Origin of the sequence: Microbacterium sp. CFBP 13617, assembly GCF_014839445.1 — a bacterium.
GTDB lineage: Bacteria > Actinomycetota > Actinomycetes > Actinomycetales > Microbacteriaceae > Microbacterium.
In genome coordinates this window covers 677364-703338 of record NZ_JACYNW010000004.1, presented here as the reverse complement: position 1 = coordinate 703338, position 25975 = coordinate 677364, and the positions used below count along the sequence as shown (strand labels likewise).

Below are 25975 nucleotides of genomic sequence, written 5' to 3'. Positions count from 1 at the left end.
GCCGCGAAGGGACTGCCATCGTGTCGGAGGCACCTGACAGACTGGACGGGTGATCACCGACCTGCCGTTCGAGAGCGTCTACCGGCACGGCTTCGCTCGGGTCGCCGCGTGCACGATCCCCGTCGCCCTGGCCGACCCGGCGACGAACGCCGACGCCGTGCTCGACTCCGCCCGCGCGTGCGACGCCGAGGGCGTGGCCGTCGCGGTGTTCCCCGAGTTGTGCCTCACGGGTTACTCGATCGACGACCTCGTCATGCAGGACCCCCTGCTCGACGCGGTCGAGGCGGCGCTCGGGCGTCTCGTCGTGGCATCCGCAGACCTCCTCCCGGTGCTGATGGTGGGCGCTCCCCTGCGGCACGGCAATCGGCTGTTCAACTGCGCCGTGGTCATCCACCGCGGTCGGGTGCTCGGCGTCGTCCCCAAGGCCTACCTGCCCACCTATCGCGAGTTCTACGAGCAGCGCTGGTACGCCCGCGGCGACGACCAGGCGGGCCAGCACATCACCGTCGCCGGCGCCACCGTGCCGTTCGGCCCCGATCTGCTGTTCGACGCCGTCGACGTGCCGGGGCTGACGCTGCACGCCGAGGTGTGCGAAGACGTCTGGGTTCCGATCCCGCCGTCGTCGGGTGCGGCTCTGGCCGGAGCCACGGTGCTCGCGAACCTCTCGGGCAGTCCCATCACGATCGGCCGTGCCGACGACCGCACCCTGCTGTCGCAGTCGCAGTCGCTGCGGTGCCTCGCGGCGTACGTCTACGCCGCCGCGGGCCAGGGCGAGTCGACCAACGACGTCTCGTGGGACGGCCAGACGATGATCTACGAGGGCGGACAGCTGCTCGCGACGACCGAGCGCTTCCCCGATGGTCCACGCCGGAGCGTCGCCGACGTCGATCTCGATCGATTGCGTCAGGACCGCCTGCGTCAGGGCACCTTCGACGACAACCGTCGCACGGTCGGCCCGCAGTTCCGCACCGTGTCGTTCGAGCTCGCGCCGCCCGCGACCGACATCGGCCTGCGCCGCACCCTCGACCGCTTCCCGTTCGTGCCCGACGACCCCGCTCGTCTCGCTCAGGACTGCTACGAGGCCTTCAACATCCAGGTGTCGGGGCTCGTGCAGCGTCTGCGGGCGATCGGCGATCCAAAGCCCGTCCTCGGTGTGAGCGGTGGCCTCGACTCCACCCATGCGCTGCTCGTCATCGCTCAGGCGATGGATCGCATGGGGCGTCCCCGCAGCGACATCCTCACGTACACGCTCCCGGGCTTCGCGACGAGCGAGAAGACCAAGCGCAATGCCATCGCCCTCGCCGAGGCCGTCGGCGCCTCGATCGAAGAGATCGACATCCGACCCGCGGCATCCGAGATGCTCGCCCGCATGGGGCATCCCTTCGCCTCGGGGCAGCCGGTGCACGACGTCACCTTCGAGAACGTGCAGGCGGGGCTCCGCACCGACTACCTCTTCCGTCTGGCCAATCAGAACGGCGGCATCGTCGTGGGCACGGGCGACCTGTCCGAGATCGCCCTCGGCTGGTCGACCTACGGCGTGGGCGACCAGATGAGCCACTACTCGGTCAATCCCGGCATACCGAAGACCCTCATCCAGCACGTCATCCGCTGGGTGATCTCGGCCGGCGAGCTGAGCGCGGACACCGTCGAGGTGTTGCAGGCCGTGCTCGACACCGAGATCAGCCCCGAGCTCGTCCCGGCCGGTCAGGACGGGCGCATGCAGTCCACCGAAGACCGCATCGGTCCGTACAACCTCCACGACTTCACGCTGTACCACGTGCTGCGATTCGGGTTCCGCCCGTCGAAGGTCGCGTTCCTCGCCGCGCACGCCTGGAAGGATGCGGATGCCGGAACCTGGCCCGCGGGTTATCCCGAGGGTGAGCGGCCGGCGTACGACCTCGTGACGGTCGCGCGGTGGCTCGAGGTGTTCCTGCAACGGTTCTTCGGATTCGCGCAGTTCAAGCGCACGGCCATCCCGAACGGCCCCAAGGTCTCTCCCGCCGGTTCACTGTCACCGCGCGGCGATTGGAGGGCGCCGTCCGACGGCAACGCGCGGGCCTGGCTCGCCGACCTGCACGCCGCCGTTCCGCAGGCGTTCGACGACTGACGCGGTCTCTCCGCCCAACGAAGCCGGTCACTCCGTCATCGGTATAGCGGAACGCGGGCGAGGGCGACCCCGGGTCACCAGCCCATCGACCCCGGAACACCCTTGAACGGGCCCGCGAGGTCCTTCGTCACCCACCCGCCGTAGAAGCCTCCGGGTTGCGGCTGCACCGTCTCTCCGCCCAGCACCACGCGGTCCAGCGGCCCGGCGTAGACGGCCACGCGGTCAGCCAGCATCTCGTACCCCGGCATGGGGTTCGGATAGTTCCACGCCGCGCGCGCGGCCACCGCTCCCCCACCACCGTGCACGTCGAAGTAGCGCGCTCCGCCCTTGTACTCGCAGAACGACGCGCCCTCGCCCAGGGTCAACGCCTCACCGAAGGCGGCGATCGGCAGGTAGTAGACGGGCGGGTGGCTCGTCTCGAGCACGCGGACGACGTCATCGGTGTCGACGATGCGCACCCCGCCGAAGTCGATCTGCACGCGCTTTCGCACGGTCTCGACGCGAGGCGGGCGGGGGTAGTCCCACACGGACTCCTGGCCGGGGCGGACGGGATCGGGAACGGGGCGCACCATATCCCTACGCTACGCCTCGGGGCGGGATGCGGATCGAGATCTGATCGTGCGTTCGCCGTCACGGGAGACATCCGGCTTTTCGGTAGCCTGGGAGCAGGGGGTCGACGTGAGCGAACAGAAAGTCACAGACGGCGGGGGCAGGTTCCGCGTCTACCAGGTGAGCGGCATCGTGCTCGCCGTCCTCTTCCTCGCGCTCGGCGTCGCCGCGTTCCTCGCCGGCGGCGGCCCCATCATCGCCGCCATCGCCGTCATCGGAGGTCTCACCGTGCTTGTCGTATCGATCGTGACGATGGTGCGCTCGTGAGCGTCCCCGATGGCTCCGACCGCCCCGACGGCAAGAAGAAGTACCCGACCGGCACGGTCGTCATCTGGATCGCCGGTGCGGGGATCGGCCTCTGGCTGCTCATCAGCGGCCTCATCGGCATCCTGTCGGGCGGTTCGTGAGTCGGCGGGGCTGAGCCCACTCCGCTGAGCCCCGGGCCGGCCGCCCCTGCCGCACGGCGGGTCACGGCGCGTCGAGGGAATGCCCGCTGCCGAGCATCGTTGTCCCTGAGGTCAACGAACCTCGACAGGAAGGGCATCATGACGCGCCTTGGACGCAGCGACCTCGACATCCTCCCCCTCTCGCTCGGCGGGAACGTCTTCGGTTGGACCGCCGACCGCGACACCTCGTTCGCCGTACTGGACGCCTTCCATGCCGGGGGCGGGAACTTCATCGACACGGCTGACGGCTACAGCGCGTGGGTCCCGGGCAACTCCGGCGGAGAGAGCGAGACGTTGATCGGCGAGTGGCTCGCGTCACGCAAGCCGTCGAACGTCGTCGTCGCGACGAAGGTGAGCACCCACCCCGACTTCCGCGGCCTGTCGGCGGCGAACGTGCGCGCGGCGGCCGAAGCCTCGCTGCAGCGCCTGGGTGTCGACACCATCGACCTGTACTACGCCCACTTCGACGACGCCGAGACCCCGCTCGAAGAGACCGTGGCCGCCTTCGGCGACCTCGTGTCCGACGGTCTCGTGCGCCACGTGGCCGTGTCGAACTACACCGCCGAGCGCATCCGCGAATGGGTCTCGCTGGCCGAGGCCTCGGGCGTCGCCCTGCCCGTCGCCATCCAGCCGCACTACAACCTCGTGCACCGCACCGACGTCGAGCGCGACATCGTGCCCGTCGCCGAGCAGTACGGCATGTCACTCGTGCCGTATTTCGCCCTGGCCAGTGGCTTCCTGACCGGCAAGTACCGGACGGCGGATGCCACGGGCGACTCGCCCCGTGCCGAGGGCGCCGCGAAACTCGCCACCCCCGCCGGCCTCGCGCTGATCGACGCGCTCGAGGAAGTCGGAGACGCCCACGGCGCTTCCATCGCGACGACCGCGCTGGCGTGGCTGCGCGCGCAGCCCGCGGTGGCCGCCCCGATCGCCAGCGCGTCGAAGGTCGAGCAGGTCGCCGATCTGCTCGCGAGCGCGCGCCTCGAGCTCAGCGTCGACGAGCTCGCCCACCTGTCGCGGGCGTCGGACGCCGCGCAGGACTGACGTCGATCGCAGTGAGGCCCCGGCACGCACCGTGTCGGGGCCTCGCTGCGTCTTCGGACCCCGGCGGTCGGGCGACGCCCGAGCGCGTCATCCTCGTGACGTCATCGTCGTGACGTCATCGACGACAATGGAGGGGTGAAGCTCCTCGTCGCCGCCCATGTGTCCGAACTCGTCGCCTTCGAGGAGGACATCCCCGGCTTCACCCGGCTGCTGACGGGCGTGGGGAAGATCCCCGCGGCCTACGCCCTCACACGCGCCCTTTGCGAGGGCGACTACGACGAGATCGTCGTCGTCGGCACGGCGGGGGCGATCGACGATGACGTCGAGGGGGGCATCTACGAGATCGCCGGAGCCATCCAGCACGACGTGAAGGGGCTCGACGGGACGTTCGGCGAGCACGTGTCACTGCCGACGCGGGTGGACACCGGCGCCGAAGGGCTCGTCATCGCCACCGGCGACCACTTCGTCGACGACGCCGAGGCGGTTCGGCTCATTCGCGGCCTCGGAGCGCGGCTGGTCGACATGGAGTCGTACGCGCTCATCTGGGTCGCGCAGCAGTTCGACGTGCCGATCCGCATCCTGCGGGCCGTCTCGGACCGCGCGCAAGACGGCGCGACCGAACTGTGGGATGTCGTCGTCGAGCGCTGCAGCCACGAGCTGCGCGCGAAAGTCGGCGAGCTCTACGGGGTCTGAGACCCCGAGCGAGCCCGACCCGCCAGATCGCCGACGCCCACGATCAGCGCGATACCCAGGAAGACGCCCACGGTGATCATGCCGGACGCGTAGGCGTCGTGGTAGACCACCGTCATGTCGGCGGTGTCCTGCTCGCGATAGACCGTCGCGTAGAAAAGTGCGAGCGCGATGGCCGTGCCCACGGCGGTGCCGATGCGTTGTCCCAACTGACCCACCGAGCCCGCGACACCCCCGCTGGTGACGGGAATGTCGGCGAGCGTGAGGGTCTGATTGGGCGAGATCACCAGACCGCCGGCGAACCCGCCGACGACCATCACCCCGGCCATCGCCCACGGCGTCCACTCGGGTGCGGTGAACAACGCGACCAGCACGAGACCGGCGGCCGTGGCGACCATGCCCAGGATGCCCCACACCACCAGCGGGCGCCCCAGACGCGTGACCAGATTGCCGCCGATCCACGAGCTCCACGCCGATGCGACCGCGAACCCGATCGTCACCATGCCTGCGAACACGGGTTCGAGTCCCAGCCCGCCCTGCAGGAAAAGGGTGCCGAGCAGGAACATCGCGGGGATCGCAGCGAAGTACGCGGTCGAGATCAGCACACCGTTCCGATACGACGACAGACCGAAGATCGAGAACGGCATGAGCGGCATCCCGCCCCGATCCGCGTACCGGCGCTCCCAGAACACGAAGCCGGCGGCGAAGACGACCGACACCACGAGCAGCCACCAGCGGCGGGGATCGTCGCCGGGCGCACCCGTGGTGAAGAGGAACGGCCACATGAGGGCCAGGATCGTGAGCGCGAACAGCAGCACGCCGACGGGGTCGAGGTCGAGCTTGCGACGCGACTTGGTGCGGGTGTCGGGCAGCAACCAGGCGGCCAGGGCGATGACGATCGCGACGAGCGGGATGTTGATCCAGAAGATCAGACGCCAGCCGTCGGTCTCGCCTCCCAGGGCGATGAGCAGACCGCCGAGCGTGGGACCGAACGCGGTGGCGATGCCGATGGTGGCCCCGAACAGTCCGAAGGCGCGACCGCGTTCTTTGCCCTGGAACAGCTGCTGCACCAGCCCGAGGACCTGCGGCATCTGGATGCCGGCGGCCACCCCCTGCAGCAGCCGGGCGACCAGCAGCACTCCGGTGTTGGGGGCGAGGGCGCACGCCAGGCTCGTGACGAGGAACAGCGACAGGCCGACGAGGAACAGCACGCGCCGGGAGCGCAGGTCTCCGAGACGACCGGCGGGCACCAGCACGAGACCGAAGGTGAGGATGTAGCCCGACACCACGAGCTGCAACTCGGTCGGCCCGGCGTTCAACGCCGCCTCGATCGAGGGCAGGGCGACGTTCACCTTGGTGAGGTCGAGGATCGTGAGCGCGGCGACCGCCACGGCGACCCAATAGGCACGCCAGCGATGCTTCGACGACAGGACGATATCGCGCGTGGGGGGATGGGCGGAGCCCGAGGGGGCAGGGGGCTGATCAGACATCGCGTGCCACGCTACTCCGGGGGTCGGACACGACGGTCGGGCTTGCGTGGACCGTCCCGCCGGCACCGTGATCGCGGACGATCTCGCTCGGCGGGCCGCCGGCGCCCGAGGACCGGGGCGCCGAGCCTTCCGCGCGCTCAGTCGATGTCGCGACGAGCGAAGACCGCGCGCAGGATGAAGAACACGATCACCGCGACGATCGCCACGGCGACCACCCGGAACGCGAACGCGAGGATCGACAGGAGGATGTTCACGACGACCCAGGCGATGACCACGGCGACGATGACGCCGAGGATGGTCCAGAGGGTGCTCTTGCGCATGTGACCAGCCTAGGCGGGGAGCAGGGCGGCATCCTGGGAGATGACGCTCGGTCCCCTCGGTGTCGCGGTCACCTGCAACTGCGCGGGCAACTGGTCTCTCATCGACGCCACGTGGCTGATGACGCCCACGGTACGGCCGCCTTGCCGCAGCTCGTCGAGGGTGCGCATGGCGAGATCGAGGGTGTCGTCGTCGAGCGAGCCGAAGCCTTCGTCGATGAAGAGGGTGTCGAGCCGGATGCCCCCCGCCCGGGCCGTGACCACCTCTGCGAGCCCGAGGGCCAAAGCGAGCGACGTCAGGAAGGTCTCACCGCCCGAGAGCGAGTGCGGCGGACGGCACTGGCCGGTGAAGGCGTCCATGATCTCGAGCCCGAGCCCGCTGGCGGCCCCGCGGGCCGCGAGCGCGTCGGTGTGCTGGAGTCGGTAGCGGCCCGACGACATCTGCTCGAGACGCAGGTTGGCGGCCACGACGATCTCTTCGAGCTCGGCGGCCAGCACGAAGGTCTCGAGCGTCATGCGGCGGGTGTTGGGCGCGCGTCCGGCGAGGGTATCCGCCAGACGGGCGACGACCGCGTGCTCTTCGGCCAGCTCCGCGATGGCCGAGTGTCCGGCATCGGCGCGCTGGGCGAGGCCTCGCAGACGGTCAGCGAGAGTCCGCGCCTCGGCGTGCGCGGCGGCGGCCTGCTGCACGGACTCGCGCGCCTGCCGCACGGAGGCGGTGAACGGCGCGAGATCGAGCGGCTCGTCGCTCGCGTCGACGAGCGCCAGTTCCAGGTCGAACAGGCGCTGACGGGCGGACGTGATCGCCGTCGCGTGCTCGGCGACGAGCGCGTCGAGACGTCGGCGGTCGGCGGCGGGCCGCAGGGCGCCGACGACCGCGTCGATGTCGTCGAACGAGGTGTCGGCCACGAGGTCGTCGAGGGTCGTCCGGGCGTCGAGGAGCGCGGCCCGCGCGGCGACCAGATCGGCGCGCGCGGTCAGCAGGTCGCGCACCGCCGTCCGATGCGACCGCAGGTCGTTCTGTCGCTCGGTGACGGTCGCGAAGTCGCCGCGCGCCCGACGCACGTCGTCGCGCAGGGCGTCGCCTCGCTGCTGCGCGAGGGCGGCATCCTGCCGCGCCGTGGCGAGGTCGGCCGTCAGGCTCTCGATCCGCGCCGCGATGGCCACGTCGATCTCGACGGCACGCGCCCGCTCCGCCTGAAGATGCTCGAGGTCGGCGACGTCGGCGAGAGCGCTCGCGAGCACGGTCTCGGCCGTGGCGAGGCGGTCGGTCAGGGTCGCGACGCTGTCTCCTCCCGCCCGAGCGGCGGCGAGAGCGTGGTCGTCGCGGGCGATCCGGGCGGCGTCGGAGGCGAGCCGGTCGGCGTCGACCGCGGCGTTCTTGCGATCTTCGGCGGCGGCGATCTGCTCGTCGGTGACCGAGGCGTCGCCGCCCACGGCGGGGGCCGGGTGCTCTCGGGAGCCGCAGACGGAGCACGGTTCTCCGTCGACGAGCTCGTGGGCGAGTTCTGCGGCGGCGCCCGCCAGGCGACGCCGCAGCAGCGTCGTCCACGCGTCGACCGCGCGCTGCAGATCGTCGGCGCGGACGAGAGAGGAGAGGTCGGCCTGGTCGCGCTGTTCGAGCAGTCGCGACGCCTGGTGAGCGGCATCCAGCCGACGTCGAGCCTCGTCGCGAGCTGCCAGCGCGGCCTGTCGCCGGTCGGGGGCGCCCTGGAGGGTGGTGAGGCGCTCGTCGAGCGTCTGGAGCAGGTCGGGCACCTCGCGGCGTCCCTCGACGAGGGCGTCGCGCTGCCGCTCGAGCGTCTGCACGCGCGCGGTGGCCTGCGCGACCGCGGCGTCGGCGTCGACCAGTTGCTGTTCGGCGACACGCGCGGCCTCGGCCTGGGCGAGCAGTGCCGTCAGCTCATCGTCACGTGCGGCGAGGGCGTCGTCGGTGTCGGCGTCGCCTTCACCCAGGGCGCGCGCACGGTCGAGGGCTGTCCCGTGACGCTTCTCTGCGGCGGTCACCGCGGTCGCGGCCCGCTCCGCGGCGTCGACCGTCGCCCGGAGCGCCTCGGCCGCGGCCGCCGCGGCCGCTTCGTCGCGCGCGCGCTCGACCGCGTCGCTCTGCGCCTCGAGGGTGGCGAGCTCCCGGCGCACGCGCACGCGGTCGCGCTGACGCTCGTGCAGCGTGGCGGCCTCGCGTTCCGCCGTGAGAGCCGCATCGAAACCCGCATCGGCCGACTCTCGATCTCGGGCGAGGGTATCGACGAGGTAGGCGGCCCTCTCGACGGCGCGGACGACGAACGCCAGCCTGTCGGCGACGGCGCGGGGGGCGTCGTCGGACGCCGGGGAATCGCCGGACGACGACGTGACCTCGGAGTCGGGGGCACCGCCGTCGAGTTCCGCCGCCAGACGCTCGGCCTCGTCGAGGAGGGTCGAGACCTCGATCCCCTCGGCGGCGAGGCGCACCTGGGCGCGCTTGCGACGTTCGTCGAGATCTGCGGTGTACTGCTCGAACGAACGCGTGCCGAACAGGGTGCGCAGAAGCGTCAGTCGCTCGTCGTTCTTGGCCAGGAGGAATCGAGCGAAACGGTTCTGCGCCAGCAGGATGACCTGGAGGAACTGCTGCTGACTCAGCCCCACGATCTCGTCGAGGCGGGTCGCCACGTCGACGGGGCGGGCCGCGACGCCGGTCCAGCCCTGCGGGGTCTGCACCTCGAGAAGGGCGCGGTGCGGCTCTTTCGTGGTGCCGCCGCCACGGCGCTTGGGCCGCTCGAACTCGGGCGAGCGGGTGATGCGCCATTTCTCGCCATCGGCGCTGAACTCGAGCGTGACGCGCGTCGGGTCGTCGGGGGTGCAGTGGTCGCTGCGCAGGCGCCGTTCCGCTCCGTCGTAGCGGGGCACGCCCCCGTACAGGGCGTAGCAGACGCCGTCGAGCACGCTCGACTTACCCGCCCCCGTGCGCCCCGTGATGAGGAAGATGCCGTCGTCGGCGAAGGCGTCGAAGTCGACCGCCTGCGTGTCGAGGAACGGGCCGAAACCCTCGAGTTCGAGCCGGTGGAGCTTCATGCGCGCGCCTCGGAGACCGCTCGGGTGTCGAGGACCTCGCGGATGAGGGATCGCTCGGCCTCGGTGGCACCCTCGCCCTCGCGCACGTGAGCGAGGAACGCGTCGATGACTTCGGCGTCGTCGCGGGCCGCCCGCACGCGTCTCGCGTAACCGACGCCGTCGTCGGCCCGGGTCTCGGCCGGAACGTGCGCGACGGTGGCGCACCACGGGAATCGTGCCTGCAGCCGTCGCATGGGATCGGGCTGAGGAGTCGCGTCGGTGTACTCGGCGCGCACCCAGTGCTCGTCGTGGCCGTCGAAACGTTCGTCGGAGAGGAGGTCGTCGAGAGAAGCACGCAGGGTGACGAGGGGGCGCGGAACGGGCAGATCGAGCCACCGCACGTCGGCGAGACCGTCGCCGTCGAGCTCAACCAGCCACGAACCACGCGGTTTGCCCGCCTCGCCGAAGCTGTAGTGCACCGGTGCTCCCGCGTACCGCACGCGATCGGACAGCTGCTGCCGGCCGTGGATGTGCCCGAGCGCGACATAGTCGGGCCCGTCGAAGGCCGAGAGGGGAACGACGTCGAGGCCGCCCTGACGGATCTCGCGCTCGACGCCGGGGGTGGCCTCCACTCCCGCGGCGAAGCAGTGCGCCGCGACGACGGAGCGGCCGCCGCGTTCGGCCAGATCGTCGCGCACGAGGTCGAGGGCGTGCGCCATCGTCTGCGCCTGGCTGCGCAGCTCGACGCCCTCCCACAGGTGACGCACGATGGCGGGTTCGAGGTAGGGGATGCCGTAGATGTGGACCGGCCCGTGCTCGTCGTGCACGGTGACCGGCGTTCCCACCGACAGCGGATCGGTGACGACGGTGATGTCGTCGCGCAACAGCGCCGATTGGAAGCCGAGACGGGCGGCGGAATCGTGGTTGCCGCTGGTGACCACGACGCGGGCGCCCGCGTCGGTCACCGCCGCCAGGGTGTGGGACAGGAGCGGGTAGCACGCGGCTGCGGGAGTGGCCGAGTCGAAGACGTCGCCCGCGACGATGACCACGTCGACGTCGTTCTCGCGGACCTGGACGACGAGGGCATCGAGCACGCCGCGCAGGGCGTCGAGCGTCGAGTGCCCGTGGAACGATCGCCCGATGTGCCAGTCCGAGGTGTGCAGGATGCGCATGCAGACACGGTACGTCGCACCTCCGACATCGGCTCGCAGCAAACGCCTGCCTGNCCGTCGATCGGTTGTCAGGCCCCGTTGACCTCGGCGACGAGGGCGCGGATGCGGTCGTCTCCGAGATCGAGACCGATGTCGGCGAAACGCTGACGCAGGACGTCGGCGACGCGCTCGTCGCTCTTGCCGCCGACGTCGGCGCGGGTCTGGACCACGACGCCGGCGATGCGGGCCTCGTCGTCGGTGGGGTGGGTGTCCATCATCGGCTCCGACTGCTCGTCGGGGCGCGCGGGACGCTTGCTCTCCTCGTGCACGGCACCGCCCACGGAGTCGGCGGGCGACGCGCCACCGTCGGGACCGGCGGAAGGTTGCGGGGCTCGGGTCTCGTCCGACATGTCAGTCCTCCGTGCTCAAGTCGGGGTCGATGCCCTGGCTGGCGGCATCCCCCTCGATCGGGTCCGAGGGCTCGGCGTCGTTGAGGCGCGGCGAACCCTTCGCGTTCTCGTTCTGCTGAGCGGTCTCGCCGTCGGCGACGGCACCACTCTCCCAGCCACCGGGCGGGTCGGCGTTGATGACACCCTCGGGCAGGTCGCGGTCGTCTGTCATGACTTCCCCTTTCGACCTCTCCAGCATCGCGGCGCCACCGTCCCCCGCAGCGGGGGTTGACGGCATTGCGGCTCCTGCATAGGCGTCGCCTCAGGCGGACGGCCGCGTATGCAGGAGGCCGGCGCGTTCCGGATGGGCCTCGAACCACTCCCCCACGTACCAGCACACCGGCAGGATCCGGCGGCCACCGGCCGCCTCGATCGCGTCGACGGCGCGTTCGGTCACCACACCGGCGTACCCATGCCCACGGAAAGTGGGAATGGTGAACGCGCGCGTGAGGGCGATGGTGCGCCCGTCGTCGCGATAGTCGAGCACCGACACGAGGTCGTCGCCGTCGTGCAGGGTGAATCGCGAGGCGGTCTTGTCATCGGCGAAGTGCAGGTCGGCCATTCCGCGAGGGTACGCCGCTTCGCGACTCCGGGCGCCGATGCAGCAGAATGCTCGGATTGTGCGCGTGTGCGCGACGAACATCGCGCATGATGCGCAACGGGGCACACGATCGCTCGATTTGACGCGATCCGACTCGGTGCGTCATAATCCCCCCATGACTGTCAACGCGCGTTCTCTGTCCGCCCGGGAGGCGAACAGGACTGCCGGCATGATGATGCCCGGCCGCGTTGTCATGTGTTGTCGAATGTGCCGCTAACCGCGACCCCTCGTACGGACGACCTCGGTTTCTGAACGCCGACCTCGTCCCCCGGTCGTCTGGCGTCCGCGTCGATCACGCGTACCCCGACACCGCACCCCGGCCCTCTCGGCCCTCACCTCCCGCTGAACCCCGCATCGTGACGCACGGGTTCACCACCCAAGGACTTCATCACTCATGTCGATCTCCGCCGTTCTCGACCGCACCCAGCCCTCCGCCGTCCGTACGCAGGCTTCCGCCCCCGCCGAAGCACCCGCCGCCCCGCGCCCCGTCGCCGGGACCGCCCCCCGCGGCTTCGCCCTCTACGTCGGCATCGACGAAGAGAAGGCCGCCGCCGCCGGTGTCAGCCTCGGCACCCTCGTCGAGGCCCTCCGCCGCACGCTCAGCGAGCTCGCCCCCGCCGCCGAGACCTACGCCACGGTGGCCCTCGCCCCGGCCGGCGCCGGTGGCCGCGACGTCGACGTCGTCCGTCTCGCGCTGCACGAGCCGTCGGCCGTCGCCCGCACCAAGGACGAACCCGTCGAAGAAGACCGTGCCCCCGGCGGCGTGGTCGTCGACATCTCGCGCAAGCGCGTGCTCATCGACGGCGAGTCGGCCGCCTTCACCTTCAAGGAGTTCGAGCTGTTGCAGTACCTCGTGCTGCGCGAGGGGCGCACGATCGAACGCACCGAACTGGTGGCTTCGCTGTGGGAGGGCTCGACCGACGACGACGCCCCGGGCGAACGCACCATCGACGTGCACGTGCGGCGCCTGCGTGCGAAGCTCGGCGCCTACGAGGACATCGTGCGCACGGTCCGCGGCGTCGGGTACCGCTTCGACCGGCACGCCGACGTCTCGATCCGTTACGGCCACGGCACCCCCTCGCCCGACCGCTTCTGATCGCTCGCCGCCGCATCCGGTGTTCTGTGCGCACTGGTCGCGGTCAGTCTGCATGATCGGTGGGGCTGGAGTGCACGGGAGGGAGTGTAAGGACGCGAGCGGATGGCTCGGTCATGCAGATGAGCCGAACACCAGCCGCGACCGGCGCCGCGAACCCCACGGCCCCACGGCATCCCGGATGCCGCGATGTCGGAGGGCCGACGTAGGGTGTCGGCATGAGATCGACCGGGGTGCGCGCGCGGCAGTCACCGCGCGAATCGCCGGTCGTCGCGGATCGCCCGATCGAGTCGGAATACCGTCCCGCGCGGCCCGTCGACATCGGTCGCGCGGTCTCGGCGCAGCGGCACGGTCGTAACGACCCCACGTTCTTCGCCACGGCGCCCCTGCGCGACGGAGGCGTCGTGTGGCGGGCCAGCCGCACGCCCCTCGGCGTCGCGACCCTGGCTCTCCGACAGAGCATGGGCGGTTCCGTGCGTGCCGCCGCCTGGGGACCGGGCGCCGAGTGGGCGATCGACCAACTGCCGGCGCTGTGCGGAAAGCTCGACGAGGCCGACGGGTTCGACGCCTCCCGGCATCCCCTGGTCGCCGAATGGCACCGGCGGCACCCCGACCTGCGCATCGGCCGCACCGACCTGGTGTTCGACGCCCTGGTCAGCGCCATCATGGAGCAGAAGGTCACGAGCATGCAGGCCTTCTCGGCCTGGCGCAGCGTCGTCACCTGGTACGGCGAGCGCGCACCGGGTCCCCCTCCGCGGCCCCTGTTCGCTCCCCCCGACATCGAGGGATGGCGCCACGTTCCGTCGTGGGCCTGGCACCGGGCCGGCCTCGAGCCGCCGCAATCGCGGACCATCGTCGAGACCGCGCGTCGAGGCCCGACGATCGTGCGCGCGGCGAGCGCCGCGGTCGACGGCGAGGCCCGCGACCGCGTCTTCATCAGCCTGCGCGGCGTCGGCATCTGGACGAGCGCCGAAACGCGCATCCGCGCGTTCGGAGATCCGGATGCCGTGAGCGTGGGCGACTACCACCTCGCCCACCAGGTCGGTTTCGCGCTGACGGGCCATCGCACCGACGACGACGGCATGCTCGAGTTGCTCGAGCCGTTCGCCGGTCACCGTCAGCGTGTCATCCGGTTGATCTACGCCGGGTCGGGCCTCGAACCGCGTCGCGGCCCGCGGCTGCACCCCGAAGATCACCGCGATCGCTGAGTCGACGTCTCGAGCCCGGGACCAACGGTGACAATGTCGGTGGCGCGGGCCACACTGGCCCCATGACGACAGCGCTCATCACCTACCTGAACTTCCGCTCCCAGACCCGCGAGGCCATGGAGTTCTACCGCAGCGTCTTCGGCGGTCAGCTCGACGTCGCCTCGTTCGACGATTTCGGCATGCCGGTCGGTGAGGGCGAAGGTCAGCTGACCATGCACGCGCGGCTGCGGACCGACGACGGCTTCGTGCTCATGGCATCCGATGTTCCGAGCGAGATGCCCCACACGCCGGCGGCGGGGTTCTCGATCGCGCTCACCGGCGACGACGAGCAGAAGCTCGAGGGGTGGTTCGAGGCCCTCGCCGTCGACGGCACGGTCGAGATGCCGCTCGACACCCCTCCCTGGGGCGGTCGCTACGGCACGCTCGTCGACCGCTTCGGGATCGCGTGGATGGTCGTCATCGCCGAAGCGGAGTGAGCCTGCGCACGCGCGGCGCCCCCCGCGGGCGGCACAGGGAGGCGGCGGTCGTCGCCGACCCCCCGGGTCAGTGTCCGCGCGGGGCCCGCCAATAGCCGGTGAACGAGATCGCCCGTTTGTCGACGCCCGCCCGCACCCAGTGCCGACGCATCGCGCTGACCAGCGACTGCTCGCCCGCCACCCACGCGTAGGCCGGGAGTCCATCACCCGGCGCCGCCTCGGTCGCCGCGTCGCGCGCGGCCACTCCCGGCGTCGCGTGCGGATCGGCGCGCACGACCCACCGCACGTCGACGCCGTCCGGGGCGGCGAGTGTTCGCACATCGCCGGCATCCGGAACCTCGACGACGGCCGTCCCCGTCGCGGCGGGATCGAGCGACGCCAGAATGCCGGCGAGCGCCGGCAGCGCGGTCTCGTCGCCGACGAGGGCGATCGGGCCGGCGAGATCGGCGGGCGGGGTGAACAGCACCCCCTCGTCGAGGATGGCGACGGCGTCTCCCGGGGCGCACGTCTCGGCCCACGTTGCTGCCGGACCCGCCGTCCCCTCGGCGGCGGATCCGTGCAGGACGAAGTCGACGTCGAGCTCCGCCAGCTGCTCCCCCGCCGGGCGGAAGTCGGCGACGGTGTAGTTGCGCAGAACCGGGCGTTCCGTTTTCGCGATCGCCAGGTACCGCAGGTACGCGAACGAGTCGAGGCGCTGCGGGAGGCGGGTCAGGGTGCCTTCGGCGACCGGGAGGAAGAGGCGGAACCACTGGTCGCGACCGAGGGGCACGAAGCGCGCGAGATCGTCGCCGCCCAGGGTGACGCGGGCGAACGACGGCGACAGCCGCTGCCGGCGCAGGACGTGCAGGGTGAGCAGCTCGCTCTTCTCGGGCTTCACGCGTGTGGTCATCGGGCTTCCTCGTTCTCTCGGGGACGGGTGGGCGACGACCGGCGCGGACGCGCGCGGCCGCCTAGGCTGGGCGCATGATGCAGACAGGGACCGGCTGGCCGCGCGGACGCACGTACTGGATCCTCGGCACCCTGCTGCTGCTGGGTCTCGGCATCCTGTTCGGACTCGTGTGGCAGAACGTGTGGCTCGGTGTCGTCATCGCCGCGGCGGTGTCGGTGGGGTGGCTCATCGCCTACGAATCCAGCCGAGGGCGCAACGTCGGCGTCAACGATCCCGACAACGGCATCCAGCTGTAAGACGCCCCCGCGCGGGCGTTCCCCGCTGCGCACGCCGGGGCGGCGGCGGTGCGTGCAGGTCATCGGTAGTAGACCGCCAGCGGATAGGGTCCGTCTCGGCGCACGTCGACGGGGGTGCCGAACACCTGCTCGAGCGTCGTCGGGGTCATGAGTTCGTCGGGGGTCCCGACGTGCACGACCTGCCCGTCGGCGAGCGCGACGATGCGATCGGCGTAGGCCGCGGCGAAGTTGATGTCGTGGACGACGATGACGATGGTCTTGCCCAGTTCGTCGACCGCGCGACGGAGCTGGCCCATCATCGCCACGGCGTGCTTCATGTCGAGGTTGTTGAGCGGCTCGTCGAGCAGGATGTAGTCGGTGTCCTGAGCGAGCACCATCGCGACGTAGGCGCGTTGCCGTTGCCCGCCCGAGAGCTGGTCGAGGTAGCGGCCCGACAGCTCGGTGAGATCGAGGAACGCGATGGCCTCGTCGATCTTCACGTGGTCCTCGGCGGTGAGGCGCCCCTGCGAGTGCGGGAAGCGCCCGAAACCCACGAGCTCGCGCACGGTGAGGCGGGTGACGAAGTGGTTCTCCTGACGCAGGATCGACACGATCTTCGCCAGGGCACGACCCGGCGTGGTGGTGACGTCGTTGCCCGCGATCGTGGCGCGGCCGCTCGTGGCGGTCGCCAGGCGCCCCACGATCGTCAGCAGGGTCGATTTGCCCGCGCCGTTCGGGCCGACGAGGGCCGTGATGCCGCCGGCGGGGATGTCGAGGGTCACGGGACCCAGGACGGTCAGGTCGCCGTAGGTCATGGTGACGTCGGTGAGGGAGATCACGAGACGTACCGCCCCGGTGAGCAGGAGAGCATCAGAGACTTCCCTTTCGCAGCAGGTAGACCAGGAAGAACACGCCACCGACGAACTCGATGATGATCGAGAGCATGCCCGCGGCGTAGAACACGTGGCGCAGCACGAAGTACCCGCCGAGCAGCGACGCCATGCCGAGGAGCACGGCGAAGGGCAGCACGACCCGGTGCTGCGAGCTGCCGGCGAGTTGGTACGCCAGGGTGGCGACGATGAAGCCGAAGAACGTCATGGGTCCCACCATCGTCGTCGAGACCGAGATGAGCACCGCGACCAGGACCAGCATCCCGATCACCTCGCGACGGTAGGCCAGGCCGAGGTTGAGCGAGGTGTCGCGTCCCAGCGCCAGCACATCGAGTCGGTGACGGGCGCGCCAGACGAGAGCGAGCACCACGGCGACGACCAGGGCTCCCCACGGGAGGTACTCGGCATCCGAGTTCGACAGGTTGCCGAACAGGCGGGCAGAGAGGATGTCGAAGTCGCTGGGGGTGAGCAGTCGTTGCATGACGGTCGAGAGCGAGCCGAAGCCGACCCCCAGCACGACGCCGACGAGCAGCATGATGTGCAGGTTGCCGCGGCGACCCGCGAACAACCAGCCGTACAGGAGCGTCGCGAAGCCCACCATGAGCACGCTCTGCACGACGACTTTGAGCAGCCCGTCGGTCGCCGACAGGGCGGCGCTGCCGAAGAAGAACACCAACGCGGTCTGCATCACGACGTACAGAGCGTCGAAACCCATGATCGACGGCGTCAGGATGCGGTTGGCGGTGGCGGTGTGGAACAGCACGGTCGCCACCGCCTGGCAACAGGCGACGAGGGCGATCGTGGCGACGCTCACCACGCGCAGGTTCACCGCGATCCAGAACCCCCGCGAGCCGGGCACGCCCGGCACGTTCCACGTGAGCACGCCGACGGCGGCCACGATCACGATGAGGGCCAGGATGCCGAAACGCAGGCCGATCCGCCGACGGCGGGCCGCGCGGGCGGGCGCGGGGCGGGTCAGGATCTCAGCCACGGGCACGCATCCTCAGCAGCAGCGTGATGAACACCGCGGAGCCGACCACGCCGAGGATCATCGAGACGGGCACCTCGAACGGCATCCTTACGACACGGCCGACGATGTCGCAGACGACGACGACCGCGACTCCCCCGAGGCACACCCAGGGGAGGTTCGCGCGCGCGTTGTCGCCGCGCCACATCGACACGAGGTTGGGAACGACGAGCCCGAGGAAGGGGAGGAAGCCCACGACCACGGTCGTCACTCCCGTGGCGACGGCGACGAGGGCGGTGCCGACGAGCAGGACGCGGGTGTGGTCGAGGCCCACCGAGGTCGCGAGGTCGCGGCCGAGACCGGCGACGGTGATGCGGTCGGCGTAGAGGAACACGAGCACGACGATGAGCGCGACGATCCACAGCACTTCGTAGCGTCCGCGGACGATCGAGGTGAAGCTGCCCATGAACCAGGTGCCGAGCATCTGCAGCGAGTTCGTCGAGACGGCGAGGTAGGTGGTGAACGCCGAGATGACGGCGCCGAGCATGATCCCGATGAGCGGCACGACGAGCGAGGAACGCAGCGAGATGCGCTGCAGGATGCCGATGAAGACCATCGTCCCGACGAAGGCGGCGACGGATGCCGCGACCATGCGCACCGGAAGAGGCGCGGCCGGGGCGACGAGCACCGTGACCAGCAGCCCCAGCGCGGCCCACTCGGACGTGCCCGTGGTCGACGGTTCGACGAAACGGTTCTGCGTGAGCAACTGCATGATGAGGCCGGACACGGCCATCGCGCAGCCGGCGAGCACGAGCGCGAGGGTGCGGGGCACGCGCGAGATGAGGAACATCTCGGCGCCGAAGCCGTCGCCGGCGATGTCGTAGACGCCGACGAACAGCGAGAGCACGACGAGGGCGGCGACGCCTGCGAAAGCGGCGGGCAACGCGAGCCGCGCACGAGGGCGGAGGGCGGTGGCGGTCATGGCATCCCTCCCTCCCCGCTCGCGCGAGGGGTCGGATTCTCGACCCGTCGCGCGAGCGGGGGTGGGGTCGGGCTTCAGGAGGCGAAGGCCTCGGCGGCCGAGCGGTAGAGCTTCGTGTACGCCTGGATGCCCTCGTCGAGGTAGAAGCTGCCGTCGAGGTAGACGACCTGGTCCTTCTGGACGGCGGGGACGTTCTTCAGCGCTTCGGCGTTGTCGATGAGGTCCTTCGCCGAGACGTAGCCGTCTTCGCCGAACATCGCGTCGCGGTCGAGCACGAAGAGCCACTCCGGGTTCGCCGCGGCGATGGCCTCGACGCTGATGTCGTCGCCGTGCGACGCATCCTCGGCGGAGCGTTCGAGCGCGGGGGTCAGGCCGAGAGTCGGGAACAGCGTGCCGACGCCCCGACCCTCGCCGGGCGCGGCGTAGGCGATCTTGCCGCCCGAGGTGATGAGGCCCATGACGCTCTGCGACGGGTCGTAGGCCGCACGGGCGTCGGCGATCGCGGCATCCAGGTCGGCGGAGAGCTGGGTGGCCTCGTCGTTCTTGTCGAACACCTGGCCGAGGATGGCCGTCTGACGCTTCAGCTCGGTCATGTGATCCTGACCGTCGCGCGGGCTCGTCTCGATCGTCGCGGGCTGGATGTCCTTGAGCTGCGCGTAGATCTCACGGAAGCGGTAGCCCCCGACGATGAGGTCGGGCTCGGCCGCCAGGACGGCTTCGATGTCGGGCTCGCGGTGCAGACCCACATCGAGCACCTCGTCGCCGCCCGACAGCGAGGGCCACAGGTCGTACATGAGCGGCTTGGGTGCAGCGACGAGCGTGACACCCCAGTCACTGAGAGTCTGGAACGTCGTGTTGTCGAGCGCGACCACGCGCTCGGGCGCGACGGGCACCTCGATCGAGCCGTGGTTGTCCTCGACTGTGACGGTGGTCGCGGCGGCGGGGGTGTCGCCGGGGGCGGCAGCACCCGCGGCGCAGCCGGTGAGCGCGAGGGTGGCCACAAGGGAGGCGGCGGCGAGGGGACGGAACAGGCGGATACTCATGCGAATCTCTCCAGTGCTGTGTCGGTTCGAGCCGCGACGGGAATGCCGAGACGGGTCGAGAAGTTAGGTTAGCCTTAGCTTTGTGAAGATGTCGAACCCGACCCTCGGAGCCCGTCTGGAGCCCCGCCGTCACGAGCTGGTGTTCCGCTCCGCGACCCTCGCGCGCCGCACCTTCCTGACCCCGGCGTACGTGCGCCTGCGCCTGGAGGGCGCGGAGTTGCGCGGATTCGACTCCCCGGGGGCCGACGATCACATCCGCGTGTTCTTCCCGGCCACGCCCACCGACGACCTGCGCGACTCCCCCAACCGCGAGTACACGCCGGTGAGCTGGGACGCCGCGGCGGGCTGGCTCGACATCGACGTCGCCCTGCACGCGAACGGCGTCGGCAGCCGGTGGGCCGAGCACGCTCCCCTCGGCGCCCCGGCGGGCGTCGGCGGACCCCGCGGATCCCTGGTGCTGGTCGGCCGACCCGATGCGTGGTTGCTCGCCGGCGACGAGACGGCCGTTCCGGCGATCCGTCGCTTCGCGGCGGCGATGGACGACGACGCCGTGGGCCGCATCGCGATCGAGGTGCCCGACGCCGCGCACGACCTCCCGGTCGCCGCTCCCGCGGGCGTGGAGGTCGTGCAGGTGCACCGCGGCGATCGCGCACCCGGCGCGGAGCTCGCCGACTGGCTCGACGCGCTCGACATCGAGGAGCAGCCCGACGGGTGCGTGTTCGGCTTCGTCGCGGCGGAGCAGGCGATCGTCCGCGCGGGGCGCGCCCTGCTTCTCGACCGGTGGTCGGGCGACCCCGCCGCGACCGTCGTGAAGGGCTACTGGAAGCGCGGCACAGCCGAGTACCACGCTCCGCACTGACGCGGGACTCGGCCGATCACGCGGCCGGTCATCGACTCAGTCGCGCTCCACCCCGGCGGCGAACGCCAACACGCGGGCCCGAAGGAACGGGGTGGCGTAGACCGTCGAGGCGCCCGGCGTGGGCGACGCGACGGCGGTGGCGGTCGCGTCCGCGAGCGCTCCACGCACGAGAGGCACCGCGGCGCCGGCGTCGGCGAGCGCCTCGACCGCGCGTACGGCGTACTCGTCGCCCACCGCGATCCGCTGCTGCACGGCGACGGCCGGGTCGACCCCGTCGGGGACGCGGACGCGGGATTGCGCCAGCAGCGGTGGGGTACTGCGTGCGAACGACAGCGTCGCGATCGCCACGGCGAGCCAGCTGCCGTCGTCGCCGGCGAGCGCCGCGAGGTCGTCGCGCGACGCCGCGAGCGCTCGGGAACGGAGGGCGGCCAGATCATCGGCGGCGACGGGACCGTCTCCGGCTCGCGCGTCGTAGGCGTCGGAGGCCGCGATCGCCGCGCGACGCAGGAGCGACGCGAGACCGTCGAGGTCGGCGTCGCGGTCGAGCGCTCCCGCGCCGTCATCGGCGACGTCGCGACGGTCGATGCTCGCCTGCGCCGTCGCCAGCGACGACGATGCCAGCGCCGAGGCGGTGCGTCCCCCCTCGAGGTCGCCGTCGTCGGCGTCGTCCGACGCAGGCTGCTCCGCCAGGGCGCTGCCGGCGTACCCGGCCAGCGCGTACGCCTCTGCCGCAGCACCGATGCCCTCGAGGGCGAGGTCGGCCACGTCGAGGGTGTCGGGCGGGTTCTGGGCCCACGTCGCGAGGAGCTCGGCGGCCGCCGCGCGCGTCGCCGTGGCGGATGCCATCGCGTCCTCGACCGAGACCGCGGAGGCCGCCGCGACCGCGGCGAGGTCGGCCGCCGACACCGCAGCCGACAGCGCGCCGGCCTCGTCACCCGCCTCGCGCAGAGCCTGCGCGCGGGCGAGGGCCGCTCGCGCGGGTACCGCTCGGGCGTCGTCGACCGTTGCAGCGAGGGCGGTGTCGGCCCGCGCTCGCGCGTCGTCGACGGCGGCGGCAATGGCCTCTGACCCGGGTGCGTCGGCGAGTGACTCGGAGCCCTCCGTCGCGCTGGGCAGCGGCGTCGGCGAGGCCGCCGGGGTGGGGAACGACGCCTCGGGAAGGTCTTCGCCGGTCATGACCGCGTAGGCGCTCGCGACGTCGGCGACCTCGGCGATCGTCATTCCGCCCGTCGCCGCGAGCTGGTCGAGGTCGACGGCCGCCCCGTCGGCGTCGACCGCGATGCGCTGCCCCGCGGGCACGAGGATCGTGTCGATTCCGCCGGCCTCGATCGCCGCCGACACCTGTTCCGGCAGTCCGGCGACGGGGCTCACCGTTCCGAAGGGGGTGACCCCACCGGCGAGCGCGACCCCGGGCTGCACCTCGGTGCCGTAGTACAGCGCCAGCACCCCGACCGCGGTGACGGCGCCGGCCCCGGGAGTGTCGATGCGCGCGTCGAGGCCGAAGGTGTAGGCGGTGTCGGGACGGGCGCCGGTGAGCAGCGTCGCCGCGGCGACGGCGGTCCAGGTCGCGGACTGGGTGACGGGGGCGACCCCCGAGACGTCGTTCTCGGTGATGTCGATGCTCAGATCGCCGCCGTCGGCCGAGGCCGCGGTGATGCGCTGGGAGGTGACGCCGCCCTTCGCGCCGTGGGCGTACAGCACCGGGACCGTGATCTCGTCCCCATCGAACGAGCCGTCGGATCCCGTACCGAAACCGAGCGAGAACCGCAGGTCGCACCCCGCGAGCACGACCACGCAGACGAGGGCGAGTGCGGTGGTGACGAGCGGACGGAACCTCACGCGTCGCCGCCGAGCCCGACGTACAGGGCGCAGGTGGCGTTGTAGTAGTCGCGCGTCTCGCCCGCCGGGCGCAGGCCGATGCGTTCGGCGACCGCACCCGACGCGGTGTTCGCCGGGTTCGTCACCGCGACGAGACCACGGATCCCCTGGCGTTCGGCGAGCGCGCGCACGGCCGAGGCCGCTTCGGTGGCGTAGCCGGCCCCCCACGCGTCGGGGTGGAAGTGCCAACCGATCTCGATGTCTTCGGGCCGACCGTCGCCCGCCCCGGACGACCACGGGATGCGCTTCAGCAGCACCGAGCCGAGGCGGCGACCGTCGGTCGTCTCGACGGCACGCACCCCCAGGATGCCGTCGGCCAGACCGACCCAACGATCGAGCAGGGCGTCGACCTCGGCGGTGTCGGTCATCACGTCTCCGGTGCCGAGGTACCGCCGCACCTCGGGCCGACGGTACATGTCGAACAGGAACGCGCGGTCCTCGTCGAAGCGGGTCCAATCGCGCAGCACCAGGCGATCGGTGGCGAGGCGGGTGCGCCGCATGGGCAGGTGCGGAATACCGTCTTCGGCGAACGGCGGCCCCGACACGACGAAGCCGAAGCGGGCGTACCAGGGGGCGAGGTGCGCCTGCGCGTCGAGCAGGATCGGGATGCCGGGAGCCTCGGCGTCGAGCACGTCGACGGCGGCGCGCATGAGGTCGGCCGCGATACCGCGCCCGCGTGCGGCGGTCGCGGTGGCGACGCGACCGATGCGCGTGTTGGCGGGCTCACGCAGCAGGCGGAGGGTCGCCAGGACGTCGTCGCCCTCGGTCGCCCAGAGCAGCTCCGACCCCTCTTCGATGTCTCGGCCGTCGATCTCGGGGTACGCGGCCTCTTGCTCGACGACGAACACCGCCACGCGCAGCCAGAGGATGCGGTAGAGGGTGCGGGGGTCGATCTCGGCGACGGGCGCCCGGTGCAGGATGACGGCCATCATCCGACCGTATCGCGGGCGCCCGACATCGTCGCACCGGGGCCGCGAGCCGCGAGGCGGCCGAACCAGCGCGGCATCGCTCTGATGCGGCTCGAAGGACCTAGACCAATGTCGGAGGCGGACGCTAACCTCCGGTCATGTCCTTCCAGTCGTACCTCGACAACATCGAGACCAAGACGGGCCTCACCCCGCGACAGTTCGTCGCCCTCGCCGAAGAACGAGGGTTCGGCGCCGGAACGAAGGCGACGCCCATCCTGCAGTGGCTCAAAGACGATTACGACCTCGGTCGCGGTCACGGGATGGCGCTCGTGCACGTCATCACGAAGGGGCCGAGGATCTCCGACGCCCACGTCGGTCGGGCCGGTCCCCACGGCGATGCGAGCGACACGCTCTGGCTCGACGGAGCAGCGACGAATCCGAACGGCTGACGCGCGGGCGCGACGACCCGGCCGCCGCACGCGCGGTACGGGTCAGCCGGCGCCGAACCGTCGCGAGGCGGCGATCTGCTCGGCCACCCGCCGAAGGGCCAGCACGAGCGGTTCGACCAGCGCCGTTCCCAGCACGACGTAGCGCACCGCATCCTCGAGGGAGGTGTCGGGCGTCGCGGCGAGCTCGGCCTCACCGATCGCCGACAGGTGTTCGACGTACGCCGACATCACCGCTTCCGGCACCGTGAACCCGGCGCGATCCAGAGCGGCCAACGCGTGGGCCACGGCCGCGATCTGGTCGGGGAAGCATTTCTCGGGGCTGCCCCCCATGCGCACGAGCAGTGCGGTGGCCTCGGTGAGGTCGACATCCGCGGTGATCTCGGGGGTCACCGCGGCGTTGGCGGCGCCGAGCAGGTCGTAGGGGTTCTGCGGCGGATCCTCGAGCACCGTGACGACGCGGCGCACGCCCGCGATCCCGACTCCCGCGTCGACGAGGGCACGAATCACCCCGAGGCGCTGCAGGTGGGCCTCGCCGTACGAGGCCTGCGTGGGCGAGGTGCGCTCCCCCTCGGGCAGGAGCTTCTCACGGAGGTAGTACTTGATCGTCGGGACGGAGACCCCGCTCGTCATCGCCAATTCCGAGATGCGCATCACTTCCCCCTTGACTCGATAGCAAGACTATCCAACACTAGATAGCACCACTATCCAGTAAGGACGAGCCATGGCATCCCTTCTCCGCGGTCGCATGACCCACCACCACGAGGGCGAACTCGTCGTCTTCCACATCGGCATGACGATCAACCGCTGGTACCGCCCCGACAAATGGATGCCGATCCTCGGCGAGATGGGCCCGATGCTGCGCGAGCTGAGCACCGACCCCGAATCGGGGCTGAAGGGATTCACCGTTCTGCTGGGTGCGCGGGGCCCGTACCTCGTGCAGTACTGGTCGTCGCTCGAGAAGCTCTACTCGTACGCGTCGGCGCCGGGGCAGGCCCACCGCCCCGCGTGGTCGCGGTTCAACAAGCGGGCACGCACGGCCGAGGGCGCCGTGGGCATCTGGCACGAGACGTACGTGGTCGAACGGGCGGAGTCGATCTACGTCGACACCCCCGCGATGGGGTTGCCCCGGGCGACCTCGATCGTTCCCGTCGGCGCGCGACACGACGGCGCCCGCGCGCGCGTCGCCGATGGCGCCACCCCGCGTACGGCGGGGACCGAATGACACGGGCCCGGCACTCGCATACTGGGAGAATGAGCCGCATCCTCGTCACCGCGTCCGACCTGCAGGCCGCCCTCTCGGCCGGCGCGTTCCCCGACGGCGGTCCCGTGCGCGTCCTCGACGTACGCTGGCGCCTCGATCGACCGGACGGACGGCCGGATTACCGCGCCGGCCACGTCCCGGGGGCGCAGTACGTCGACCTCGACCACGATCTCGCCGCGCACGGAGCGGCGACCGAGGGCCGGCATCCGCTCCCCCCGGTCGAGGCGTTGCAGAACGCCGCCCGACGGTGGGGCATCGATGCCGGCGACACGGTCGTCGTCTACGACGACCTGAACAACATGTCCAGTGCCCGCGCGTGGTGGCTGCTGCGGTTCGCGGGCGTCGCCGACGTGCGCCTGCTCGACGGGGCGTGGCGGGCATGGACCGAGGCCGGATTCGACCGTGAGACCGGGGACGCGGCGATCCCGACGCCGGGCGACATCGACCTCGCCTACGGCGCGCTGCCGTCGCTCGAGCTGGGCGAGGTGGGCGCGTTCGCCGACGACTCCCTGCTGCTCGACGCGCGCGCCGCGGAGCGTTATCGCGGCGAGGTGGAGCCGATCGACCCGCGGGCGGGACACATTCCCGGGGCGATCAGTGCGCCGACGACCGAGAACGTCGACGCCGACGGGCGTTTCCACACGCCCGACGCGTTGCGGTCGCGGTTCCGCATGCTCGGCGCCGAGGACGGCATGTCGGTGGGCGTGTACTGCGGCTCCGGTGTGACGGCGGCCCACCAGGCGGTGGCGCTGACCCTCGCCGGGTTCGAGCCGCGCGTCTTCCCGGGGTCGTGGAGCCAGTGGTCGAACCACCCGGAGCTGCCGGTGCAGACGGGACCCGCACCGCGCTGAGACCGGCGCCGC

The 25975-nt window shown here is 71.2% G+C and carries 29 protein-coding genes; 13 read left to right on the top strand and 16 right to left on the bottom strand.

The genetic code is table 11. The features are described from left to right. Window positions 1–49: 49 nt before the first annotated feature. Complete coding sequence (locus IFU40_RS15200; protein ID WP_191926850.1) at window positions 50–2107, top strand: NAD(+) synthase; 2058 nt, start codon at window positions 50–52, stop codon at window positions 2105–2107. A gap of 74 nt (window positions 2108–2181) precedes the next feature. Here the strand turns inward: IFU40_RS15200 and IFU40_RS15195 are convergent, their stop codons facing one another. Beyond that, a complete protein-coding gene (locus IFU40_RS15195; protein WP_191926849.1) occupies window positions 2182–2679 on the bottom strand; it encodes a DUF427 domain-containing protein in 498 nt (165 codons plus the stop codon). 106 nt (window positions 2680–2785) lie between these two features. Here IFU40_RS15195 and IFU40_RS15190 point away from each other — a divergent pair, with 106 nt between their 5' ends. From IFU40_RS15190 to IFU40_RS15175, 4 genes are all read left to right on the top strand, one after another. Continuing rightward, window positions 2786–2983: a hypothetical protein gene (locus IFU40_RS15190; protein WP_055839154.1), complete on the top strand. Its 198-nt coding sequence runs from the start codon at window positions 2786–2788 to the stop codon at window positions 2981–2983. Continuing rightward, the gene (locus IFU40_RS15185) at window positions 2980–3123 is read left to right on the top strand and encodes a hypothetical protein (protein ID WP_156458827.1); all 144 of its coding nucleotides are present in this window, start codon (window positions 2980–2982) and stop codon (window positions 3121–3123) included. The genes IFU40_RS15190 and IFU40_RS15185 overlap by 4 nt, the downstream gene beginning before the upstream one ends. Before the next feature lie 138 nt (window positions 3124–3261). Then, a complete protein-coding gene (locus tag IFU40_RS15180; protein ID WP_191926848.1) occupies window positions 3262–4206 on the top strand; it encodes an aldo/keto reductase in 945 nt (314 codons plus the stop codon). A gap of 135 nt (window positions 4207–4341) precedes the next feature. Further along, on the top strand, window positions 4342–4899 hold the full coding sequence (locus IFU40_RS15175; RefSeq protein ID WP_070409328.1) for a phosphorylase family protein: 558 nt from the start codon (window positions 4342–4344) through the stop codon (window positions 4897–4899). Here the strand turns inward: IFU40_RS15175 and IFU40_RS15170 are convergent. The 7 genes from IFU40_RS15170 to IFU40_RS15140 form a co-directional block, all read right to left on the bottom strand. Beyond that, window positions 4887–6386: an MFS transporter gene (locus tag IFU40_RS15170; RefSeq protein WP_235561635.1), complete on the bottom strand. Its 1500-nt coding sequence runs from the start codon at window positions 6384–6386 to the stop codon at window positions 4887–4889. The two genes, IFU40_RS15175 and IFU40_RS15170, sit on opposite strands and share 13 nt — an antisense overlap. Window positions 6387–6523: 137 nt before the next feature. Then, complete coding sequence (locus tag IFU40_RS15165; protein WP_055839166.1) at window positions 6524–6706, bottom strand: hypothetical protein; 183 nt, start codon at window positions 6704–6706, stop codon at window positions 6524–6526. Between the two features lie 9 nt (window positions 6707–6715). Further along, window positions 6716–9754, bottom strand: coding sequence for an AAA family ATPase (locus tag IFU40_RS15160; RefSeq protein WP_191926847.1), 3039 nt, complete (start codon window positions 9752–9754; stop codon window positions 6716–6718). After that, on the bottom strand, window positions 9751–10905 hold the full coding sequence (locus IFU40_RS15155; protein ID WP_191926846.1) for an exonuclease SbcCD subunit D: 1155 nt from the start codon (window positions 10903–10905) through the stop codon (window positions 9751–9753). Before IFU40_RS15155 ends, IFU40_RS15160 begins: the two co-directional genes overlap by 4 nt. Before the next feature lie 68 nt (window positions 10906–10973). Then, a complete protein-coding gene (locus IFU40_RS15150; protein WP_082509557.1) occupies window positions 10974–11294 on the bottom strand; it encodes a hypothetical protein in 321 nt (106 codons plus the stop codon). A gap of 1 nt (window position 11295) precedes the next feature. Continuing rightward, window positions 11296–11505 carry a hypothetical protein gene (locus tag IFU40_RS15145; RefSeq protein WP_055839177.1) on the bottom strand — a complete coding sequence of 70 codons (210 nt, stop codon included), beginning with the start codon at window positions 11503–11505 and terminating at the stop codon, window positions 11296–11298. Between the two features lie 90 nt (window positions 11506–11595). After that, window positions 11596–11895, bottom strand: coding sequence for a GNAT family N-acetyltransferase (locus tag IFU40_RS15140; RefSeq protein WP_055839180.1), 300 nt, complete (start codon window positions 11893–11895; stop codon window positions 11596–11598). A 433-nt stretch (window positions 11896–12328) separates the two neighbouring features. On the opposite strand from IFU40_RS15140, the gene IFU40_RS15135 reads away from it, so the two are divergent. The 3 genes from IFU40_RS15135 (at window position 12329) to IFU40_RS15125 (ending at window position 14711) form a co-directional block, all read left to right on the top strand. Further along, complete coding sequence (locus tag IFU40_RS15135) at window positions 12329–13030, top strand: winged helix-turn-helix domain-containing protein (protein ID WP_191926845.1); 702 nt, start codon at window positions 12329–12331, stop codon at window positions 13028–13030. Between the two features lie 215 nt (window positions 13031–13245). Further along, window positions 13246–14235 carry a DNA-3-methyladenine glycosylase family protein gene (locus IFU40_RS15130; protein ID WP_194717101.1) on the top strand — a complete coding sequence of 330 codons (990 nt, stop codon included), beginning with the start codon at window positions 13246–13248 and terminating at the stop codon, window positions 14233–14235. Window positions 14236–14297: 62 nt separating this feature from the next. Then, window positions 14298–14711, top strand: a complete 414-nt coding sequence (locus IFU40_RS15125; protein ID WP_191926844.1) for a VOC family protein — start codon at window positions 14298–14300, stop codon at window positions 14709–14711. A 67-nt stretch (window positions 14712–14778) separates the two neighbouring features. Here IFU40_RS15125 and IFU40_RS15120 read toward each other — a convergent pair whose 3' ends face one another. After that, window positions 14779–15600: a siderophore-interacting protein gene (locus tag IFU40_RS15120; RefSeq protein WP_191926843.1), complete on the bottom strand. Its 822-nt coding sequence runs from the start codon at window positions 15598–15600 to the stop codon at window positions 14779–14781. 74 nt (window positions 15601–15674) lie between these two features. On the opposite strand from IFU40_RS15120, the gene IFU40_RS15115 reads away from it, so the two are divergent. After that, window positions 15675–15896 carry a hypothetical protein gene (locus IFU40_RS15115; protein WP_055839190.1) on the top strand — a complete coding sequence of 74 codons (222 nt, stop codon included), beginning with the start codon at window positions 15675–15677 and terminating at the stop codon, window positions 15894–15896. 59 nt (window positions 15897–15955) lie between these two features. Here IFU40_RS15115 and IFU40_RS15110 read toward each other — a convergent pair whose 3' ends face one another. The 4 genes from IFU40_RS15110 to IFU40_RS15095 all read right to left on the bottom strand — a co-directional run bounded on the left by IFU40_RS15110 (window position 15956) and on the right by IFU40_RS15095 (window position 19757). Next, window positions 15956–16714 carry an iron ABC transporter ATP-binding protein gene (locus IFU40_RS15110; RefSeq protein WP_055839192.1) on the bottom strand — a complete coding sequence of 253 codons (759 nt, stop codon included), beginning with the start codon at window positions 16712–16714 and terminating at the stop codon, window positions 15956–15958. A gap of 31 nt (window positions 16715–16745) precedes the next feature. Then, entirely contained in the window at window positions 16746–17756 is a 1011-nt protein-coding gene (locus IFU40_RS15105; RefSeq protein ID WP_342343543.1) for an iron chelate uptake ABC transporter family permease subunit, read from the bottom strand. Next, window positions 17749–18714: an ABC transporter permease gene (locus IFU40_RS15100; protein WP_191926841.1), complete on the bottom strand. Its 966-nt coding sequence runs from the start codon at window positions 18712–18714 to the stop codon at window positions 17749–17751. Before IFU40_RS15100 ends, IFU40_RS15105 begins: the two co-directional genes overlap by 8 nt. Before the next feature lie 74 nt (window positions 18715–18788). Continuing rightward, window positions 18789–19757 (bottom strand): siderophore ABC transporter substrate-binding protein, encoded by a 969-nt coding sequence (locus tag IFU40_RS15095; RefSeq protein ID WP_191926840.1) that lies wholly within the window; start codon window positions 19755–19757, stop codon window positions 18789–18791. Window positions 19758–19845: 88 nt separating this feature from the next. Between IFU40_RS15095 and IFU40_RS15090 the strand changes: the two genes are divergently transcribed. Further along, on the top strand, window positions 19846–20616 hold the full coding sequence (locus tag IFU40_RS15090) for a siderophore-interacting protein (protein ID WP_191926839.1): 771 nt from the start codon (window positions 19846–19848) through the stop codon (window positions 20614–20616). Between the two features lie 36 nt (window positions 20617–20652). Here the strand turns inward: IFU40_RS15090 and IFU40_RS15085 are convergent, their stop codons facing one another. Next, window positions 20653–22455, bottom strand: coding sequence for a S16 family serine protease (locus IFU40_RS15085; RefSeq protein WP_191926838.1), 1803 nt, complete (start codon window positions 22453–22455; stop codon window positions 20653–20655). Next, complete coding sequence (locus IFU40_RS17265; RefSeq protein WP_191926837.1) at window positions 22452–23423, bottom strand: GNAT family N-acetyltransferase; 972 nt, start codon at window positions 23421–23423, stop codon at window positions 22452–22454. The genes IFU40_RS15085 and IFU40_RS17265 overlap by 4 nt, the downstream gene beginning before the upstream one ends. Before the next feature lie 137 nt (window positions 23424–23560). On the opposite strand from IFU40_RS17265, the gene IFU40_RS15075 reads away from it, so the two are divergent. Beyond that, window positions 23561–23851: a DUF4287 domain-containing protein gene (locus tag IFU40_RS15075; protein WP_055939000.1), complete on the top strand. Its 291-nt coding sequence runs from the start codon at window positions 23561–23563 to the stop codon at window positions 23849–23851. Between the two features lie 42 nt (window positions 23852–23893). Here the strand turns inward: IFU40_RS15075 and IFU40_RS15070 are convergent, their stop codons facing one another. Then, window positions 23894–24502, bottom strand: a complete 609-nt coding sequence (locus IFU40_RS15070; RefSeq protein WP_191926836.1) for a MerR family transcriptional regulator — start codon at window positions 24500–24502, stop codon at window positions 23894–23896. 70 nt (window positions 24503–24572) lie between these two features. Here IFU40_RS15070 and IFU40_RS15065 point away from each other — a divergent pair, with 70 nt between their 5' ends. After that, window positions 24573–25073 carry a DUF4188 domain-containing protein gene (locus tag IFU40_RS15065; protein WP_191926835.1) on the top strand — a complete coding sequence of 167 codons (501 nt, stop codon included), beginning with the start codon at window positions 24573–24575 and terminating at the stop codon, window positions 25071–25073. A gap of 29 nt (window positions 25074–25102) precedes the next feature. After that, window positions 25103–25963 carry a sulfurtransferase gene (locus tag IFU40_RS15060; RefSeq protein ID WP_191926834.1) on the top strand — a complete coding sequence of 287 codons (861 nt, stop codon included), beginning with the start codon at window positions 25103–25105 and terminating at the stop codon, window positions 25961–25963. Window positions 25964–25975 lie beyond the last annotated feature (12 nt).